The sequence below is a fragment of the Aggregicoccus sp. 17bor-14 genome (assembly GCF_009659535.1).
Lineage (GTDB): Bacteria > Myxococcota > Myxococcia > Myxococcales > Myxococcaceae > Aggregicoccus.
Genome location: NZ_VJZZ01000005.1, coordinates 278976 through 296185, shown reverse-complemented (window position 1 = coordinate 296185; position 17210 = coordinate 278976). Strand labels below are relative to the sequence as shown.

Sequence of the window (17210 nt, the reverse complement as noted above, 5' to 3'; positions counted from 1 at the left end):
TCGCGGGCTCCCAATGCGTCAACGTCGCTGCAGGCGCAGGATGGCGCCTGCGGAGCCCGCGACGCGCGGTGCGTCCCCCGCGCCGAACACGGCCCCCATCCGTCCCCCGAAGGGCACGGTGCGCGGCGTCCAGCGCTCGCCATCGAAATGAAACAGGGTTGCACTATCGCCCTGCTCGAGCACGTAGAGGTCCGCGGGGCCCGTGCCCCACACCGAGACGAGGTCGCCGGTGCTGAAGGGCAGGCGCGAGTCCCAGCGCTGCCCGTCGAAGTGGCGCAACGTGCCGTGGCTGCCGACGGCCCACACGTCCCCGGGTCCGCTGCCCCACAGCGCGAGGAAGGCCTCCGAGGAGGGCTGCTCCAGCGTCACCTGCGACCAGCGCACGCCGTCGTAGTGCAACAGCGTGCCCTCAGCGCCGGCGGCCCACACGTCCGCGCGCCCGCTTCCCCACACGCCGTACAGCGCGGCCGTGGTGCCACTCTGCACCTGGCTCCAGCGCTGGCCATCGAAGCGCAGGAGCAGCCCTGCTTCGCCCACCGCCCATACCTCGGTGCCATCCGCGCCCCACACGCCGTAGAGGCGGCCGCTCGCGAGCGGGCTCGGCCACGTGCTCGCTCCCTGCGCTCCGAAGCGCACCAGGACGTCCGCGCCCACGGCCCAGCCCTCGCCCTGGGCATCCGCCCAGACGCCGAAGAGCTCCTCGGAGGTGCCCGAGGCCACGGAGCTCCAGCGCCCCGCCTCCTCGCGCAGCAGCGCGCCGTTTCCCCCCGCGACCCACGCGCGCCCCGGCGCGGCCTCCCAGCCTGCGTGCAGCAGGAGCGTGGAACCCTCGCGCAACGCGCGCCAGCCCGACGCCGTGCGCTCGAGCATCTGGCCGTAGTCGCCCACGGCCCACAGCGGGCCCCCTGCGCTGCCCCAGAGGGACTGCAGGGACTCCGGGGCGATGGTCTGCGCGCTCAGGAGGCCGTTGGGCCCCAGCTGCCGCACGGCGCCGGCCGTGCCGACGGCCCAGGCCTCGGTGCCGGAGAGCGCGAGCAGGCCCAAGAGCTGCGTGCGCGCGGAGCTCGTGTGGACGGCGTGCCACGCGCCCGAGGCGTAGCGCAGCACCTGGCCGCCCTCCGTCCCTTCGTCGAGCACCCACAGCACGCCGTCCGCGCCGGACACGCGGCGCACGGCGCGCGCTCCAGAGGGCAGGCCCTCGGTCCAGGTGGAGCCCTCCCGGTGCCAGAGCCGGCCCGACACGCTCACCAGCCACATGTCCTCGGGGCCCGTACCCCACAGGCCCGCGAAGTCCTCGCTCGCGGGGAGCCCTTCCGCGGCGCTGCGCCACTCCGCGCCGTTCCAGTGCAGCAGCGTGCCCGCGTGCCCGGCAATCCAGACGTCTGCGGGCCCGCTGCCCCACACCGCCTGGAGCAGCGCCGTGCTGCCCGTGCGCACCGCCTGCCATGTGCGGCCGTCGTAGCGCACGACGGCACCGTTCAAGCCCACGGCCCACACGTCCGCGGCGCCGCTGCCCCACAGCGCGAGGAGCTTCTCCTGCGTGCCCGCGTCGTGGACCTCCCAGTGCGCTCCGTCCCAGTGCGTGGCGAGACCCGCGGAGCCCACCGCCCATACGTCCGTCAGCGCGGAGGCCCACACCGCGAGGTGGTAGCGCGCGTGCGGCGTCGGGTTCTCCCAGCACCAGCCGCCCTCGGCGCAGCTTGCGTTGGGCTGTGTGGGGGGCGGGTCTGTGTCTCCCTTTCCGGGAGGGGGTAGGTCGACCGCAGGGCAGGTGGTGCCCGAGGGGAGGCACTGGTTCGTCTGCTCGCAGCAGGTGAATCCCTCGGCGCAGGGACAGCCCTGGCCTCCGAGCGGAAGGGCTCCGACGCAGGCGCCGAGGGTAGCGGCCGTGAACGCCATGAAGAGGTAGGACTTGCCACTGAGTTGCATCTATCCCTCACTCTTTCCCTCTCCCAGGGGGGGAGGGGACCTTCACGCGGCTTCGCCCGGAGTCCTCTGAGAGGACTCAGAAACGGCCCTGCAGGAGGAGGCCTCCCGTGTTGCCGGTGGCCACTGGGACGGCTCGTGTCTCTTTGCTTGGCCAGAGGAGCAGGGCGGCTCCCGTGAGGCCGGCTGCGCCTGCGGCGGCGTAGAGCCACGCCGCGCTGCGGTTGAGCTGCCCAATCTGCGCGTTGCGCTCTGCGAAGGTCGCCTGCGAGTCGCCGGGCTGCGCCTCGCGGCGCACGCCCTGGGCGCGCATCGTCATCAGTGCGCCCGCGCCGAGCCCCACGCCCGAGAGGGCCACGCCGCTCCAGCCCACCCACGTCCGCAGGCGGCTGCGCTCGGGCACGGGCGCGGGCCCCTGGGGGCGCGGGAAGGCGTAGCGCTCCACCTCGGCGCGCGAGTAGGGCAGGGAGAAGATGCGGCCGAAGGCCTCGTGCGCGGCGCCGCGGCTCGCCGTGCGCGGCGGCTGCGCGGTGAGCTGCGCGAGGTGCACCACCTCCGGCGTGTCGCCGATGCGGTACTCCGTCCCGTCGTCCACCCGGCGCACCCACAAGGGCCCGCGGCCTGCGGGGCGCACGAGCCAGGTGCGCTGGCCCGCGCCGCTGTGCAGCTCGGCGAGGCGCACGCCTTGCGCGTCCTCCAGCACCAGGTGCGCCTCCTCGCCCCCGTCCACCTCGATGCGGTGGGGCAGGGCGCGCGCGAGCTCCAGCAAGGGCGCCGCGCCCTCTCCGTCTGCCGGAGGCGGGCGCGCGTGCAGCTCCGGGCGGAAGCGCTCGTTCGCGATGGCCGCGTTCGCGCGCTCGACGAAGGCGGCGATCTCCCGGTAGCTCACCCGGCCGTCGCCGTCCGCGTCCGCCGCGCCGTACAGGCCCGAGCGCACCTCGTGGCTGAACACACCCGACTGGAAGCCCTCCCACTCGTGGCTCTCTCGCGCGCTCGAGGTGGAGAGCAGCAGCCCCAGCCGCCCGTCGTCCGCGAGCCGGGTGAGCTCGCTGAAGCCCTCCAGCGTGCGGCGGTGGCCCCCGGGGCCGCGCCCGTAGGCGAGGAAGTACGAGGAGCAGGCGTCCACGATGAGGTGCACCCGCGTCGCGGCGACGCGCTGCAGGAGCCCCTCGGCGAGCGCGTGTCCCGTGAGGCGCCGGTCCTCGAGGCTCACGTAGCCCTGGCCGTTCTTCACGTTGCCGTGGCCCGCGTAGACCACGTAGAGCACCGTCTCCACGCCCGCCGCACGCGCCTGGGCGAGGTCGTGCTCGAGCTGCTGCACGGCCCGCTGCCACTCCGCCCACGTGGGGTCGCGCGCCTCGGCGGCGGCCTGCGGGTGGAGTCGGCGGGTGTTCTCGTCGAGGCGGGTGAGCAAATAGGTGCGCGCACCGAGGAGGCGGAAGAGGTCCTGGTAGCGCGCGGCGTCGTCGTCCGCGTAGCGCAGCGGGGCCTCGTCCTCGTCCACGCTGCGGTTCACCCCGACGATGAGCGCGAAGCTCGCGCGCGCCGGCGCCTGGGCGCCCGGTGCGGGGGCGGCCGCGAGCAGCGTGAGCAGGAGGGGCGTGAGGCTCACCGGGTCACCTCGAGCTCGAGCGCGCTCGTCTGCGCGCCGGGAAGCGGCCTGTGCTCGCGCAGCAGCTGCTCCACCTGCTTCACCGAGAGGCGCTCGTCGCTCAGCGCGCCGTAGAGGGTGAGGGCCCGGCCATCGAGCGCGTGCGAGATGGCCTCGGGCAGCTCGTGCACCTGCGCGCCGGGCTGGGCGGGAATGGCCCGGGGGTTCTCGGCCGGGTCTTCCCAGCTCGGGTGGAACCAGTACACGTGGCCGTGCTCGTCCACGCCGTAGACGAGGAGCCAGCGCTTCGCCTCGGGGTTCACGTAGCCGAAGGCGAGCTCGTCGCGCGCGTCCACCTCGCGCTCCACCGGCTCGGGCGCCGCACCGGCGCCGATGCGGTACACGCGCAGCAGCTCCGGCGCGCTCGGGGCGCCGCTGCCGCGCGCTGCGAAGGCACCCTCCAGCGAGGGGGCTGCAGTGTTTCGCGCTGCGACCGCTTCTGCGCCCGAGGACACCCGTGCTGCGGCCTCGCCCCGTGCAACAACCCCTGCATTCGAAGAGAGTTCTCGTGCAGCTTCGTTCCGCGCCGCAAGAGCCCCCGCACTCGAGGGATTCCACGTAGCGCCCTCGCTCCTACGCGTGGCGTCCGTGCTCCGCGCAGCAACGACACCCGCAGACCCCGCCTCGTCCGCCCGGGCCGCACGCAGCGCGAGGCCACCGAGCAGCAGCAGCGCGCACGCAGCGGCAGCGACGCTCACTGTTCCCGCGGGCAGCGCCCGGCGCTGCAGTCCCAGCGCGGTGGCGAGCCGGGCCTGCGCTGCGCCCCCTCTGCGCGGATCGAGTTGCTCGAGCACGAGGAGGCGCTCGTAGTGGCGATGGCACGCGCCGCACGTGGGCAGGTGGGCGCGCAGGGCGCGCTCGCGCGGGGGCGGGAGCCGGCGCGCGAAGTGCTGCTCGACGGCAGCCCGCTCGGAACAGCGCTCGTGGGCGGCAGGGTTCACGGCTCCCTCCTCAGCTGCTCGGCGAAGCGGTGCAGCAGCGCGCGGATGCGCAGCTCCTGGTAGGCGAGCGTGGTGCGGCGCATCCCGAGCTCCCGCGCGGCCTCGCGCTGCGAGAGCTGGCGCAGGAAGCGCGCCTCGAAGACGGGGGCCCAGCGCGGCGGGAGCAGCTCGCGCTGGAAGCGCTCCACGAGCACGCGCGCCTGCTGCGCCTCGGCCCAGGCCTCCGGGGCGGCCTCCGAGGCAGCGGGCTCCTGCTGCGCCTCGGCGTGCACGCTCGCCAGCACGCCGCGCTCGCGCTGCTGGCGGCGCACGTGGTCCAGCGCGAGGTGCACGGCCTGGGTCGCGAGCCACGCCTGCAGCGAGCCGCCGCGGAAGGAGCGTCGCAGCTCCTCGCGGGTGAGGAGGCGGTAGAACACCTCGTGCACCACGCTCTCGCGGTCCGCGCCCGAGAGCACCCGGCCCACCGCGCGGTCCACGCTGGGGTAGCACTCGCGGTAGCAGCGCTCGAGCGCGGCGCGGTGCCCCGCGTGGAACTGCGCGAGCCAGGCCGCCTCGGCCCCCTCCGCCGAGGCGGAGTACAGCGCGCTGTCCGCGTCCACGTGCATCCCCGTCCCCGCCCGGCCCCACACCCTCGGAAGGGAATGGGGGCGCACGGGGCGTGCGGCAAGCCCTCCAGCCCCGAAAGACGGGAGGACCCTGTTGAGCGCGGAACGCCGAGGGCTAGCGAGCGGCGTTCACGTCGGCGTTCACGTCCACCACGAGCCGCCCGCGCACGCGGCCGGCGAGCAGCTCCGGGGCGCGCTCGAGCGCGGCGGCGAGCGGAACCTCCTCGGTGATGCGCGCGAGCTTCGCGGGGTCCAGCTCGGCCGCCAGGCGCTGCCAGGCAAGGCGCCGGCGCACCTGCGGCGCCATCACGCTGTCCACTCCGATGAGCCGCACGCCGCGCAGGATGAAGGGGGCGACGCTCGCGGGCAGGTCCATGCCCTGGGCGAGTCCGCAGGCGGCCACCGCGCCACCGTAGCGCGTCTGCGCGAGCGCGTTCGCCAGGGTGTGCGAGCCCACCGAGTCCACGACGCCCGCCCAGCGCTCCTTCTGCAGGGGCTTTCCCGGCGCGGAGAGCTGCGCGCGGTCCAGCACCTCGGAGGCGCCGAGCGACTTCAGATAGTCCGCCTCGGACGCCTTGCCGGTGGAGGCCACCACCCGGTAGCCGAGCCCCGAGAGCAGCGCGACCGCGATGCTGCCCACGCCTCCCGTGGCTCCGGTGACGAGCACCTCGCCCTCGTCCTTGGACACGCCCTGCTCCTGCAGGCTCATCGCGCACAGCATGGCCGTGTAGCCGGCCGTTCCGATGGCCATCGCGGTGCGCGCGGACATCCCGGGAGGCAGGGGCACGAGCCAGTCGCCCTTGAGGCGCGCGCGCTGCGCGAGGCAGCCCGGGTGGCTCTCGCCCACGCCGTAGCCGTTGAGGATGAAGGGCGCGCCCGGCTTCCAGTCCGGGTGCGAGGACTCGAGCACCACGCCCGCCCCGTCGATGCCGGGCACCATCGGGAACTTGCGCACCACGGGCGACTTGCCGGTGATGGCCAGCGCGTCCTTGAAGTTGAGGGTCGAGGCGTCCACGCGCACGGTGACGTCGCCCTCGGGCAGCTGCGCGTCGTCGAGCTGCGTGACCTGGGCGTCCGTCGTCCCGTCCGCCCGCTTCTTCAGGAGTATGGCGTTGAACATGGGGGCCTCCGCTGGGGAAGGCAGCCAAGCATGCTCACGCCTCTGCTCGAGGCCAGTGGCCTCGCGGCCCGTTCTTCAGCGCACGCTCAGGCGCCGGGCTGCAGGTCCGCGTCGGCGAGCGGCCCCACGCCCTCCTGCGCCCACGCCTCCGTCTCGCGCAGGCGCCCGAGGCCCAGGGTGTCGAAGGCGTCCTGCGCCTCGTCGCACTGCACGCCGATGCGCTGCAGGGCCCAGTTCACCGGCCCCGCCGCGCCCCGGCTCGGGTCCAGCACCCGCGTGCCCGCGTCCCACACCACCGAGGCCTGCACTCCCGAGCCGCGCACGTAGTCCGTCTCCACGTAGGCCACCGGCCCCAGCGCGGACCAGGACTCGGCCAGGTGCGCGAGCCGCTCGGAGAGGCGCCAGAACTGCTCGAAGGCGGCCGTGCGCTCCTTGCCCCCGTTCACCTCGTCCGCGAGCGCCTGCGTCACCGGCAGCAGCGCATAGCCCTGCGCGAGCGGCACCACCTTCGCCGTGGTCAGTCCCTTCGCGCCCGTCTGCAGCAGCTCGGCGCGCGCGATGAATCCCTCCAGAGAGTGTGCCATCGCGCCCAAGCTCTTCATGGGCGCAGGCGGGTGGTACCCCCGGGCGCGCCCACTGTTCAGCGCCCCCGGGGCCTGGTGGGCAGGCAGGCGTGTAGGGGCTTTTTCGTCCTCTTGTGCTGGAGTCTCCCGCCCGCGCTCCGGCATCGTGCGCGCCCCGAAGGAGACACCCCCGGATGACGAGCAAGACGGCCGCAGCGACCCCCTCCCACCCCTGGCGCTTCTTTCGCGCGGGCGGCTTCGATCAGGTGCGCCTGGACACGGGCGCGGACCTGCTCGCGCTGGGGCAGCTGGACCAGAAGCTGTGGGTGGCGCTCGCGTGTCCCACGGCCACCCTCGACATCGACCCGCGCACCCTGCGCCTGCTGGACACGGACGGGGACGGGCGCATCCGCGCGGTGGAGGTCATCGCCGCCTGCGAGTGGATCGGCCGCCTGCTGAAGAACCCGGACGACCTGCTGCGGGGCGCCGAGGCCCTGCCCCTGTCCGCCGTGGACACCCGCGGCGAGGAGGGGCGCGCGCTCGCCGAGGCCATGGGCTCGCTCCTGCGCAGCCTGGGCAAGACGGGCGCGGACAGCTTGAGCGTGGCGGATGCGAGCGAGGCCGTGCAGACGCTGAACCAGGCGCCCCTCAACGGCGACGGGCTGCTCACCGAGGCGAGCAGCGAGAGCGCCGAGCTGCAGGCCGCGCTGAGGGATGCACTCGAGTGCCTCGGCGGCGAGCAGGACCGCAGCGGCAAGCCCGGCGTGGGGCAGGCGAAGCTGGACCTCTTCTTCTCGGAGCTGGACGCGTGGGCGCGCTGGCGCGCCGAGGGCGAGGCCGACCCGCAGGTGATGGTGCTGGGCGAGGCGACGGCCGCGGCGCGCGAGCAGCTGCGCGCGCTGGAGGCGAAGGTGGAGGACTACTTCGCCCGCTGCCGCATCGCCGCCTTCGACCCGCGCGCGGCCCACGCGATGAACCGCGACGACAAGGACTACGCGCAGCTCTCCGCCCGGGAGCTCTCGCTCGCGGCGCAGGAGCTGGCCTCCTTCCCGCTCGCGCTCGTCGCCGCCAGCCAGCCGCTGCCGCTCGTGCGCGGCCTCAACCCCGCATGGGCGGACGCCGTGGCGCAGCTGCGCGCGGGCGCCGTGGTGCCGCTGCTGGGCGAGCGCGAGCAGCTCACGGAGGCCGAGTGGCGCGAGCTGCGCGCGCGCTTCGCCCCCTTCGACGCGTGGCTCGCGCGCAAGCAGGGCGCGACGGTGGAGAAGCTGGGCGCGGCGCGCATCGCGGCGCTGCGCGCGAGTGACGCGCACGCCGAGCTCACGCGGCTCGTCGCGGCGGACCTCGCGGTGGAGCCGGTGGCGCGCTCGCTCGCGAGCATCGAGAAGCTGGTGCGCCTGCACCGCGACCTCTACCGGCTGTGCAACAACTTCGTCTCCTTCCGCGAGTTCTACGCGCGCAAGGGCAAGGCGACGTTCCAGGCCGGCACGCTCTACATCGACCAGCGCAGCTGCGACCTGTGCATCCAGGTGACGGACCTGGGCAAGCACGCGGCCCTGGCGCCGCTCGCGCGCAGCTACCTCGTGTACTGCGAGTGCGCGCGCAACGGGCAGAAGATGACCATCGCCGCGGCCTTCACCGCGGGCGACTCCGAGACGCTGATGGTGGGGCGCAACGGCGTCTTCTACGACCGGCAGGGGCGCGACTGGGACGCCACCATCGTGCGCATCGTGGACAACCCCATCAGCGTTCGGCAGGCCTTCTGGGCGCCGTACAAGAAGCTGGTGCGCTTCATCGAGGAGCAGGTGGCCAAGCGCGCGAGCGACGCGGACTCGGCCGCCAACGCACGCCTCACCTCGGCCGCCACAGACGTGGGCAGCGCGGCGGCGGAGGGCAAGGCGCGCGAGGAGAAGCCGAAGCTGGACATCGGCATCGTGGCGGCCCTGGGCGTCGCGGTGGGCGGCATCAGCGCGGCGCTCGGCGCGATGATGCAGGCCTTCTTCGGGCTCGGCATCTGGATGCCGCTGGGCTTCGTGGCGCTGCTCTTCGCCATCTCGGGGCCCAGCATGGCCATCGCGTGGCTGAAGCTGCGCCAGCGCAACCTCGCGCCGCTGCTGGATGCGAATGGCTGGGCGATGAACTCGCCGGCGCGCATCAACATCCCCTTCGGCAGCTCGCTCACCCAGGTGGCGGCGCTGCCCGCGGGCGCGGCGCGCGAGCTGAAGGACCCCTACGCCGAGCCGCACCAGCCCTGGGGCGCCTACGCCGCGGGGGTGGCCGTCGCCGCGCTCGCCGTGTTCTGGCTCAGCGGCCACGCGGACCCCTTCCTGCCCGAGCGCGCGCGCCGCGCCACGGTGTGGGCCCAGAAGGCGCCAGCTTCCGCCCCGGCCGCGCCTGCGGCCGCTGCGGCGAAGGCCACTGCGAACGCGCCCGTGCCTTAGCGGGTCACCGGGTGCATGTTCGGGGGGCCATGGATGACCTCGAGCACCTGAAGCAGGAGGCCGCCGAGCGCGCGGTGGATGCCGTGCGCAGCGGCATGCGCGTGGGGCTGGGCACCGGGAGCACCGCGCGCTGGGCCATCGTCTCGATCGGGCGCAGGCTCGCCGCGGGGCAGCTCGCCGGGGTGGTGGGCGTGGCGACGAGCGGCGAGACGGAGGCGCTCGCGCGCGCGGCCGGGGTGCCGCTCGAACCGCTGGACGCGCGCGCGCTGGACGTGGCCATCGACGGGGCGGACGAGATCTCCCCCACGCTCGAGCTCATCAAGGGGCGCGGCGGCGCGCTGGTGCGCGAGCGGCTCGTGGCGCTGCAGGCGCGCGAGTTCATCGTGGTGGCCGACCACACGAAGCGCGTGCAGCGGCTGGGGGAGAAGAACCCCGTGCCCCTGGAGGTGCTGGCCTTCGGGTACGAGGCCACGCTCGCGCGGGTGCAGCGGCTGTGCGGCGTGGCGCCGCGCCTGCGCCGCGGGGCGGACGGGACGCCGCTGCGCAGCGACAACGGGAACCTGCTCGCGGACCTCGCGCTCGGAGTGCTGGAGGACCCCGCGGCGCAGCACGCGCAGCTCGAGAGCGTGCCCGGCGTGGTGGACTGCGGGCTCTTCCTCGGCATGGCCCACCGCGCGCTGGTGGCGTACCCGGACGGGGTGCGCAGCTACGCGAGGCCCTGAGGCGCGCGCGCCGCGCGCCCGTCAGGGCTCCTGCGGAGGTGGCTGCCGCGCGGCCGCCCGGGCCTCGAGCGCGTCCAGCACGACGTCGGCCGTCACGCCCACCCCGCGGTTCACGAGGCGCACGAGCCCGTGCACGCCCGAGACGACGCCGTCGTGCACGGCGTGCACGCGGCGCGCGGGGAGGGCGATGCCGGGCAGCGCCTCCAGCACCCGGAAGGGCGTGGCGAGGGCCTGCTTCTGCAGGTGCTCGACCGCGGCGGAGCCGTGCTCCACCGCATCGCGCACGAGGTGCACCACGCCGCGCCAGCGCTTCATGGGGACTCCTCGAGCCACGCCCTGAGCCGGGCGTAGACGTCCGGGTGATGGGCGAGGCCCAGGTGGTCGACGCCGGGCATCACCGCCACATGCTCCTGGGGAAAGAGGGGGCTCGGGTGGCCCCCGGGCGCGCGGCCCGCGGCGCTCGCCACCCGCACCATCCCGTCGCCGAAGAGCAGCGAGAGCAGGTGCCGCTCGTGGCGGCCCAGCGTGCCCACCACGAGATGGTGCGAGATGCCCGGCAGCAGCGGCACCGGGTGGCGGCGGTTGCGCAAGAGCTGCTCGCGGGTCGCCCCGTCCCAGTCCTGCTGCAGCAGGTTCGCGAAGCCCAGGTCCTTCACGCCGCTGCTGCGCAGGTCCAGCACCTCGGCGACCAGGCGCGTGTACGCGCTGGGCAGGGCACGCAGCAGGTGGGCCACGCCCTGGCCGAGGCGCTCGAGCGGCGCGCCCAGGTGCGGCGCCCCGAGGTAGACGGCGCGGCGCACGTGTGAGAGCCACGGGGCCTGGGCCTCCGCCGCCACGTGGCAGGCGCTGCGCAGCACGAGGCCTCCCATGCTGTAGCCCACCAGCACCAGCTCCTCGATGGGGACGGGGAAGTGCGCGACGAGCTGCCCGAGCAGCGCCGAGAGCGCCGCGCCGTTCTCCGAGATGTGCAGGCCGGTGTTGTAGCGAAGCGTCAGCGGGGTGTAGCCCGCGTCCCGCTCCAGCATCGCCGGGTAGGACTGCTGGGGCGCGCCCGGAAAGCCCCACACCGCCTCCGTGACGCCGAGCCCGTGCACCCACAGCGCGACGCGGGGGCTCGCGCGCGGGAAGGCGGCGCGCAGGGCCGCGGGCTCGAGCGCGACGGGGCGATGGTCCACGTGGAGCGCCATGGCCGTGGCGAGCCCGTTGCCGGTGCGCTGCAGGTAGTCGCCCAGCACGCCGTTGAGCACGCCGAGCACCGCGTCGGCCCGGGGCGGGCGCGGCGTCGCCTCGGCGGGAGCGGGGCCCGCGGGGGGAGTCTGGGGCGCATCCGGGGAGGGCATCGCAGCGCCATCATGGCACGGGCGGATGCCGTGAAACCCACGTCTGACCACCGCGCCGACAAACCCTCTGTGCGCAGGTGTCGGAACGACGCCTTCATCTCCAACATATTGGATTTACTGAGATGGAAGCGGTCGAATATCCCGTGGGGGTGTATATTTGCACCCACCCGAAAGGTGTTGGTACACCGCCCCTTGCTCAGGCCGCTCGTTGGGGGGGCCGATGCGGAGGCGGCCATGACCAAGACGTGGGCAGGGTGGAGCAGGACGTGGTGCAGTGTGTTCGTGGTGGCGGTGATGGTAGGCGGGTGCTCGAAGGGCGCCAAGCCGGTGCAGAGCCAGCCCCCGGATCCCGTCGTCTCGCCGGGGGCCTCCGGCACGCCCGGCCCCGACGCCGGCAATGGTCCCGATGCGGGCAACGGGCCTGACGCCGGCAATGAGCCTGACGCGGGCGGCGAGCCCGACGCGGGCGGCACCGCGGCGCTGGGCGCGAACGCGGGTGCGGACCAGACGCTGTGCCCCGGCGGCAGCGTGACGGTGGGCGGCGCGGCCACGGGCGGTACGGCGCCGTACACCTACGCGTGGAGCGCGAGCCCCGCGTGCGCGGACTGCCTCAGCGCGCTCGACGTCGCGGCTCCGACCGCCACGCCGGCGGTCACCACCACCTTCACCCAGACGGTGACGGACGCGCTGGGGGCCACGGCCTCCGCGAGCGTGACGGTCAGCGTGGGCGACACGGTGCCGGTCGCCTCGAGCGAGCTCACGCTGCAGCCGGGGGCCTCGGTGCGCCTGGGCGACGCGGCGGTGGCGGGCGCGACGTACCACTGGACCTGCAACCGCGCCGACTGCGCGCTGTCCTCGGACGCAGAGGCGCAGCCCCTCGCCGCGCCCACCCTCTCCACGCGCTACACGCTCGAGGCGACGCACGCCTCCAGCTGCGTCTCGCAGGGCAGCGTGACGGTGCACGTGAGCCTGCAGGCGAGCACCACGCCCGCGGATGGCACGCTCGACCAGCCGGTGGACGCGGACCTCTTCGCGCAGTTCAGCCAGCCGCTGCTCGCCGCGCAGGTGACGGAGACGAACGTGCTGCTCGCGGACACCGCGACCGGCACCGCCGTGCCCGCCACCGCCACGCTGGATGCGGCGGACCGCCTGCGCATCCACCCGGCTGCAGCCCTCACGGCCTCCACGGACTACACGCTCACGCTCAAGGGCGGCGCGGACGGGCTCATCTCGGATGACGCGGTGCTGCCCAACGTGCTGCCCACGGATGTGGTGGTGGACTTCACCACCCGCGCGACGCCGGACCTGACGCCGCCGGCCATCACCTTCCGCAACCCGGCGGCCAGCGCGACCGGCGTGGCGAGCAACACCAGCATCGAGGTGGCCTTCGACGAGCCGGTGGACCCGGCCTCGCTCACCAGCACCACCTTCACGCTCTCGAGCAGCGCGGGCGCGGTGGCGGGCAGCGTGAGCTTCGACATGCAGAGCGGCACCGCCACCTTCACCCCGACGGCCGCGCTCGCCTTCAGCACCGTGTACACGGTGGGGCTCAACGGCGTGAAGGACCTGTCGGGCAACGCGCTCAGCACGAGCTGGAGCTTCACCACCGGCGCGTACCGCGACATCGTGGGGCCCACCGTCACCGCCGTCACGCCGGTGGACGGCGCCGTCTCGGTGCAGTCCTCCACGCGGGTGACGCTCACCTTCAGCGAGCCCGTGAACACGGCCACGCTGGCGGGCGCCGTCACGCTCACGCTCGAGGCGGACGGCACGCAGGTGGCCGGCACCACCACCTACAACGCGACCACCCGCGTGCTCACCTTCACGCCGGGCGAGCTGCTCGGCTCCGAGTCCCTGTACGCGGTGGAGGTCTCCGGGGTGAAGGACGTCGCGGGCAACGCGATGGAGGCCCCCTTCGTCTCGCACTTCACCACCCGCCGCACGCTGTTCGCGGATGACTTCGAGGACGGCACCGACCGCTGGCTGCTGCCCACGCCCAGCACCGGGGCGACGTGGGGCCTGACCACCAGCGCCTTCCACGGCGGCGCGCAGAGCCTCCACGACGGCTCGCCCGGCAAGTACGCGAACAACGTGACGAGCTCCGCGGCGCTTGCGCAGGACCTGGACGTGACGAACCTCGGCTCGGTGTCCGTGCTCTTCTGGCTGCGCACCCGCACCGAGAAGAACCGCGACTTCGTCTCCGTGGAGGCGAGCCTCGACGGCGGCGCGTGGACCCCGGTCGCGGGCGGCAAGTTCTCGGGCAACCTCTCCTGGGCGGCGCGCTCGCTCACGCTGGACGTCAGCGGCAAGACGCACCTGCGCCTGCGCTTCGTCTTCACGTCCAACGCGAACAAGACCTTCGACGGCGTGTACGTGGACGACCTGCTCATCCAGACGCCGTAGCTCCCGGGCGGGGCGGTGCGCGCCTCCGACCGCGGAGGCGCGCACCCTTGCGGCTACGGGGTGGTCAGCGTGTAGGTGACCGTGGCCTCGAAGCGGTCGTTGCGGCGGAACATCTGCGGGTGCACCGCGTAGTTCGTGGAGACGAGCAGCGCGTTGTTCGGCGCGTTCACGGTGCCGCCGTAGGAGATGCGCTCGCCCTGCAGCAGCGGAGTGGGGCCGTGCGCGAGGTCCGCGAGCGTCGCCGCGTAGTGCGGCCGGCCGCCGGCGGTGGAGGCCGTGAGCGGGTCGCTGTCGAACTTGGCCGCGTTCACCACCTGGGTGCCGTCCGCGCGGGCGTGGTCTCCCGAAGGGGTGATGGCGGCGCTGGGCACGCCGAAGCCGATGTCCCCGAGGCCGATCTCCCCCGGGCCCGCGCGAAAGCCCGAGCCCTGCACCGTGGCGGTGAGCACGTAGGCGGTGTTGGTGCGCAGCGCGAGCGTCACCACGCCACCGTGGACGCCGTTGGGACGGCCCTCGGCCTCGCGCAGGTCGCCGAGGTTCAGCGTGTAGTTGAGCGAGTTGCCCGCGTTCTGCCCCGTGACGCCCTCGCCTGCGAGGGTGCTGGACTGGAAGCGCAGCGAGGCCACCTCGGAGACGTGGCCGACGATGCGCACCGTGCCGCGATCCTGGGCCGCAGCGCTCAGGCTCAGCAGGAGGAGAGCGGCGGTCATCGGGCGGAGCATCGGGGCTACCTCCAGCGGAGTGCGCGGGGGTGGGCAGAGCAACCACCGTGCCCGCGCTGCAGCCTCTGGAAAACACTCGGCCTTTCGTGTGCCAGGCCCGGGCCTGTCCCCGGGTCGTAGAAGTGTCCCGGGCTCTCCTGGAGGGCAGACAAACAGGCAGGGGAGAAGGGGTGGCTGGGAATTGGTCTTCCACTCCCATGCCCGTAAACTTCCACCGTCCTGGCACCCCCCTTCCGCCAGGGCGAATCGGAGCGAGCCTCCGCCTCACCGGGGTCACTCCCATCCGCACTCGAGCCACCCTCAGCCTCGCCGCCGCCCTGCTCGCCGCGCCACTCGCGCGCGCGCAGACGGCTGCGCCCGAAGAGGCGGCCGGGGCGAGGACGCCCACCACCCTCACCGTGGACGGGCGGCTGCTCACGGGGGCGTACAGCGCTGCGGAGCTGCGCGGCGGGCGGCTGTTCCTGCCGGTGGTGGTGGTCGCGCGCGCGTTGGGTGACACCGTGCGCGTGGACGCGAGCACGCGCACCGTGGAGGTGCTGCGCGCCACGGGCGTGCGCGCCCAGCTCAACGCGGCGACGGGGCAGGTGAGTGAGAACGGCGTCCCCACGCTCGTAGCGGGCAACGTGGCGGAGGTGGTGTTCCCCGCGGACCCCACGGGCCTCATGCTCCCCACCGAGCTGGTCAGCGCGCTGCTCGACGCGCAGCTGGTCGTGGACGACGTGCAGGGCACCGTGCGCGTGGACCGCGGACTTCCGCAATTGGTGGTGCGCGAGGGCTCGCGGCGCGGGCCCGCCGAGCTGTACTCGGCGAAGTACGGCTACACGGCCAGCTCCAGCGGCAGCTCGTACACGCACAGCCTCAACGCGGCCGCATCGGGCCGCGCGGCCGACGGGCGGCTGGACCTCAACAGCAACTTCGCGGGCACGGACACCGGAGGTCGCCTCTTCGAGTTCCGGTCCGGGCTGCTCTCCTACGAGCGCCCGGGTGGGCAGCGTTTGATGTTCGGTGACCTGAGCACGGGCGGAGACCTCGCCTTCCTCACCTCCGCGATGCGCGGTGGATGGTGGCGTCAGCCGCTGGGAGCGCTGGAGCTCACCACCTTTGCCGGGCGTACTCGCTCGGATGCGCGGCCTGCGCTGCCGCCGGAGGTGCCGCCCTCGCTGGCCCAGCACTTCGACACCTCGGTGGTCGGCGGCTACTTCACGTTGGGCCGCGCTCCGTCACCGGAGGGTCGACGGCTGAGCAGCTCTTTCGGCGGCCTCTACTTCGGGGGTCCCCAGCGCCAGGGCAGCGTGCTCACCAGCGGCGTGCAGTACGGCACCAACCTGCACCAGTTCCGCTTCGACCTCGGAATGGGCTCCTTCCAGGGCCAGCAGCTGGACGGCCGCGACGTGCGCGGCACCGGGCTGATGCTGGACGCCTCCGAGACGCTCACGCCGGTGGAGTCCCTCACGCTCAACGCGGGCTTCAGTCACATCGGTGAGAACGTGCTCAGCCCCCAGCTGGCGGGCTTCCTGCGCCCGCTGAACCAGTACTCCGGAGGCGTGAGCTGGCGCGTGCACCGGTGGGTCTCGCTCTCGACGAGCGGCCGCTACGCGGAGCGGCTGGACCTGCCGAGCGGGAGCACCGACCACGACGTCACCGGCACGCTCACCTTCTTCCGCTCGCCCTCGTGGCCCTCGCTGCTGGTGAGCCACAGCACCGGGCGCCAGGCCGAGACGGGCACGCGCGAGTTCACGCTCGTGAACGTCTCCCAGACCTTCGGGCGCACCGAGCTGTTCTCGAACCTCTCGCGCACGCGCACCGCGGGCACTCCCGCCTCGAGCAGCGTCACGCTGGGGGCCACCCGCGCCTTCACCACCGCGAGCGTTCGCGCGTACCAGACCTTCTCGACGGGCGCTTCGATGAGCGGCGGCCTGGACTGGCTCACCTCGAACTTCTTCACCGACCGGGTGGGGGTGACGACGGGCGTGGGCTACAGCCGCCAGCGCGGCGAGTACACCAGCTTCGCGCGGGTGGGGCTCTCGGCCCTCCTGCCCGGCAACCAGCGCCTGCAGCTCACCTACAGCCAGAGCCAGCGCTCGGGGCAGGCCTTCCTGGAGCTCTCCGGGCCCCTCTTCGAGGCGCCCGCGGCACGCAGCGCCGCGCAGCGCAGCCTGGAGACGCTGAGCAGCGTGGGAGGCTTCTCCGGACGCGTGTACCAGGACGTGAACCTGGACGGGCGCTTCGACCCGCTCGTGGACCGGGCGCTCAGGAACGTCGAGGTGCTCGTGGACGGGTACAACACGGCGCGCACCGACGAGAACGGGGTCTACCGGCTCGGCAACGTGCTGGCGGGCGAGCACAAGGTCTACCTCAACCTGCTCACCGTGCGCGCGGACCTCTCGCTGCTGAGCGGCGCAGACCAGAAGGTGCAGCTGCGCGCGGACCGCGACGCGGTGGTCGACTTCCGCCTCATCCGCACAGGGCGCGCCGCCGGGCTGGTCTGGCTAGATGCGAACGGCAACGGCCAGGTCGACGAGGGCGAGCAGCCGCTTGGTGAGGTGCGCGTGGTGGCCGGAAACCGTGACACCCTCACCGGCCCGGACGGCGACTTCGTGCTCGGCGATCTGCCGCAGGGGCAGCACACCGTGCTCATCGACCAGAAGACCCTGCCCGAGGGAATGGAAGCGGCCGCTGGCGCGCTCCAGGTCTCCATCGTTCCCGCGCAGGAGACGGGCGGAGTGCTGCTGCCGGTGCGCGCGAAGCCGGTCGAGGTCGAGGTGAAGGAGTTCTGACG

General features: G+C 73.8%; 13 protein-coding genes. 4 read left to right on the top strand and 9 right to left on the bottom strand.

What is annotated here, in order from left to right; translation table 11 throughout:
• Positions 1–18 precede the first annotated feature (18 nt).
• From FGE12_RS12225 to FGE12_RS12200, 6 genes are all read right to left on the bottom strand, one after another.
• Entirely contained in the window at positions 19–1929 is a 1911-nt protein-coding gene (locus FGE12_RS12225; RefSeq protein WP_153866600.1) for a hypothetical protein, read from the bottom strand.
• 76 nt (positions 1930–2005) lie between these two features.
• The gene (locus FGE12_RS12220) at positions 2006–3538 is read right to left on the bottom strand and encodes a caspase family protein (RefSeq protein WP_194797816.1); all 1533 of its coding nucleotides are present in this window, start codon (positions 3536–3538) and stop codon (positions 2006–2008) included.
• Positions 3535–3921, bottom strand: a complete 387-nt coding sequence (locus FGE12_RS12215) for a hypothetical protein (protein WP_153866599.1) — start codon at positions 3919–3921, stop codon at positions 3535–3537. Before FGE12_RS12215 ends, FGE12_RS12220 begins: the two co-directional genes overlap by 4 nt.
• A gap of 593 nt (positions 3922–4514) precedes the next feature.
• On the bottom strand, positions 4515–5123 hold the full coding sequence (locus FGE12_RS12210; RefSeq protein ID WP_153866598.1) for an RNA polymerase sigma factor: 609 nt from the start codon (positions 5121–5123) through the stop codon (positions 4515–4517).
• 115 nt (positions 5124–5238) lie between these two features.
• Positions 5239–6243, bottom strand: coding sequence for an MDR family oxidoreductase (locus FGE12_RS12205; RefSeq protein ID WP_153866597.1), 1005 nt, complete (start codon positions 6241–6243; stop codon positions 5239–5241).
• Between the two features lie 86 nt (positions 6244–6329).
• Entirely contained in the window at positions 6330–6827 is a 498-nt protein-coding gene (locus tag FGE12_RS12200; protein ID WP_153866596.1) for a hypothetical protein, read from the bottom strand.
• Positions 6828–7000: 173 nt separating this feature from the next.
• On the opposite strand from FGE12_RS12200, the gene FGE12_RS12195 reads away from it, so the two are divergent.
• The gene (locus tag FGE12_RS12195) at positions 7001–9244 is read left to right on the top strand and encodes a hypothetical protein (RefSeq protein WP_194797815.1); all 2244 of its coding nucleotides are present in this window, start codon (positions 7001–7003) and stop codon (positions 9242–9244) included.
• Positions 9245–9273: 29 nt separating this feature from the next.
• A complete protein-coding gene (rpiA, locus tag FGE12_RS12190) occupies positions 9274–9966 on the top strand; it encodes a ribose 5-phosphate isomerase A (protein WP_153866595.1) in 693 nt (230 codons plus the stop codon).
• A gap of 21 nt (positions 9967–9987) precedes the next feature.
• Here rpiA and FGE12_RS12185 read toward each other — a convergent pair whose 3' ends face one another.
• Positions 9988–10281 (bottom strand): hypothetical protein, encoded by a 294-nt coding sequence (locus FGE12_RS12185; RefSeq protein ID WP_153866594.1) that lies wholly within the window; start codon positions 10279–10281, stop codon positions 9988–9990.
• Positions 10278–11306, bottom strand: coding sequence for a triacylglycerol lipase (locus FGE12_RS12180; RefSeq protein WP_228530753.1), 1029 nt, complete (start codon positions 11304–11306; stop codon positions 10278–10280). The genes FGE12_RS12185 and FGE12_RS12180 overlap by 4 nt, the downstream gene beginning before the upstream one ends.
• Positions 11307–11540: 234 nt before the next feature.
• Here FGE12_RS12180 and FGE12_RS12175 point away from each other — a divergent pair, with 234 nt between their 5' ends.
• Positions 11541–13709, top strand: coding sequence for an Ig-like domain-containing protein (locus tag FGE12_RS12175; protein WP_153866593.1), 2169 nt, complete (start codon positions 11541–11543; stop codon positions 13707–13709).
• 53 nt (positions 13710–13762) lie between these two features.
• Here FGE12_RS12175 and FGE12_RS12170 read toward each other — a convergent pair whose 3' ends face one another.
• Positions 13763–14431, bottom strand: a complete 669-nt coding sequence (locus FGE12_RS12170) for a hypothetical protein (RefSeq protein WP_153866592.1) — start codon at positions 14429–14431, stop codon at positions 13763–13765.
• Between the two features lie 197 nt (positions 14432–14628).
• On the opposite strand from FGE12_RS12170, the gene FGE12_RS12165 reads away from it, so the two are divergent.
• Positions 14629–17208 carry a hypothetical protein gene (locus FGE12_RS12165; RefSeq protein ID WP_153866591.1) on the top strand — a complete coding sequence of 860 codons (2580 nt, stop codon included), beginning with the start codon at positions 14629–14631 and terminating at the stop codon, positions 17206–17208.
• Positions 17209–17210: the final 2 nt, after the last annotated feature.

What these genes read in the sequence shown, in the direction of transcription:
- FGE12_RS12225 (WP_153866600.1), bottom strand. Translation starts at nt 1,929, where the DNA reads ATGCAACTCAGTGGCAAGTCCTACCTCTTCATGGCGTTCACGGCCGCT.
- FGE12_RS12210 (WP_153866598.1), bottom strand. Translation starts at nt 5,123, where the DNA reads ATGCACGTGGACGCGGACAGCGCGCTGTACTCCGCCTCGGCGGAGGGG.
- FGE12_RS12205 (WP_153866597.1), bottom strand. Translation starts at nt 6,243, where the DNA reads ATGTTCAACGCCATACTCCTGAAGAAGCGGGCGGACGGGACGACGGAC.
- FGE12_RS12200 (WP_153866596.1), bottom strand. Translation starts at nt 6,827, where the DNA reads ATGGCACACTCTCTGGAGGGATTCATCGCGCGCGCCGAGCTGCTGCAG.
- FGE12_RS12195 (WP_194797815.1), top strand. Translation starts at nt 7,001, where the DNA reads ATGACGAGCAAGACGGCCGCAGCGACCCCCTCCCACCCCTGGCGCTTC.
- rpiA (WP_153866595.1), top strand. Translation starts at nt 9,274, where the DNA reads ATGGATGACCTCGAGCACCTGAAGCAGGAGGCCGCCGAGCGCGCGGTG.
- FGE12_RS12185 (WP_153866594.1), bottom strand. Translation starts at nt 10,281, where the DNA reads ATGAAGCGCTGGCGCGGCGTGGTGCACCTCGTGCGCGATGCGGTGGAG.
- FGE12_RS12180 (WP_228530753.1), bottom strand. Translation starts at nt 11,306, where the DNA reads ATGCCCTCCCCGGATGCGCCCCAGACTCCCCCCGCGGGCCCCGCTCCC.
- FGE12_RS12175 (WP_153866593.1), top strand. Translation starts at nt 11,541, where the DNA reads ATGACCAAGACGTGGGCAGGGTGGAGCAGGACGTGGTGCAGTGTGTTC.
- FGE12_RS12170 (WP_153866592.1), bottom strand. Translation starts at nt 14,431, where the DNA reads ATGCTCCGCCCGATGACCGCCGCTCTCCTCCTGCTGAGCCTGAGCGCT.
- FGE12_RS12165 (WP_153866591.1), top strand. Translation starts at nt 14,629, where the DNA reads ATGCCCGTAAACTTCCACCGTCCTGGCACCCCCCTTCCGCCAGGGCGA.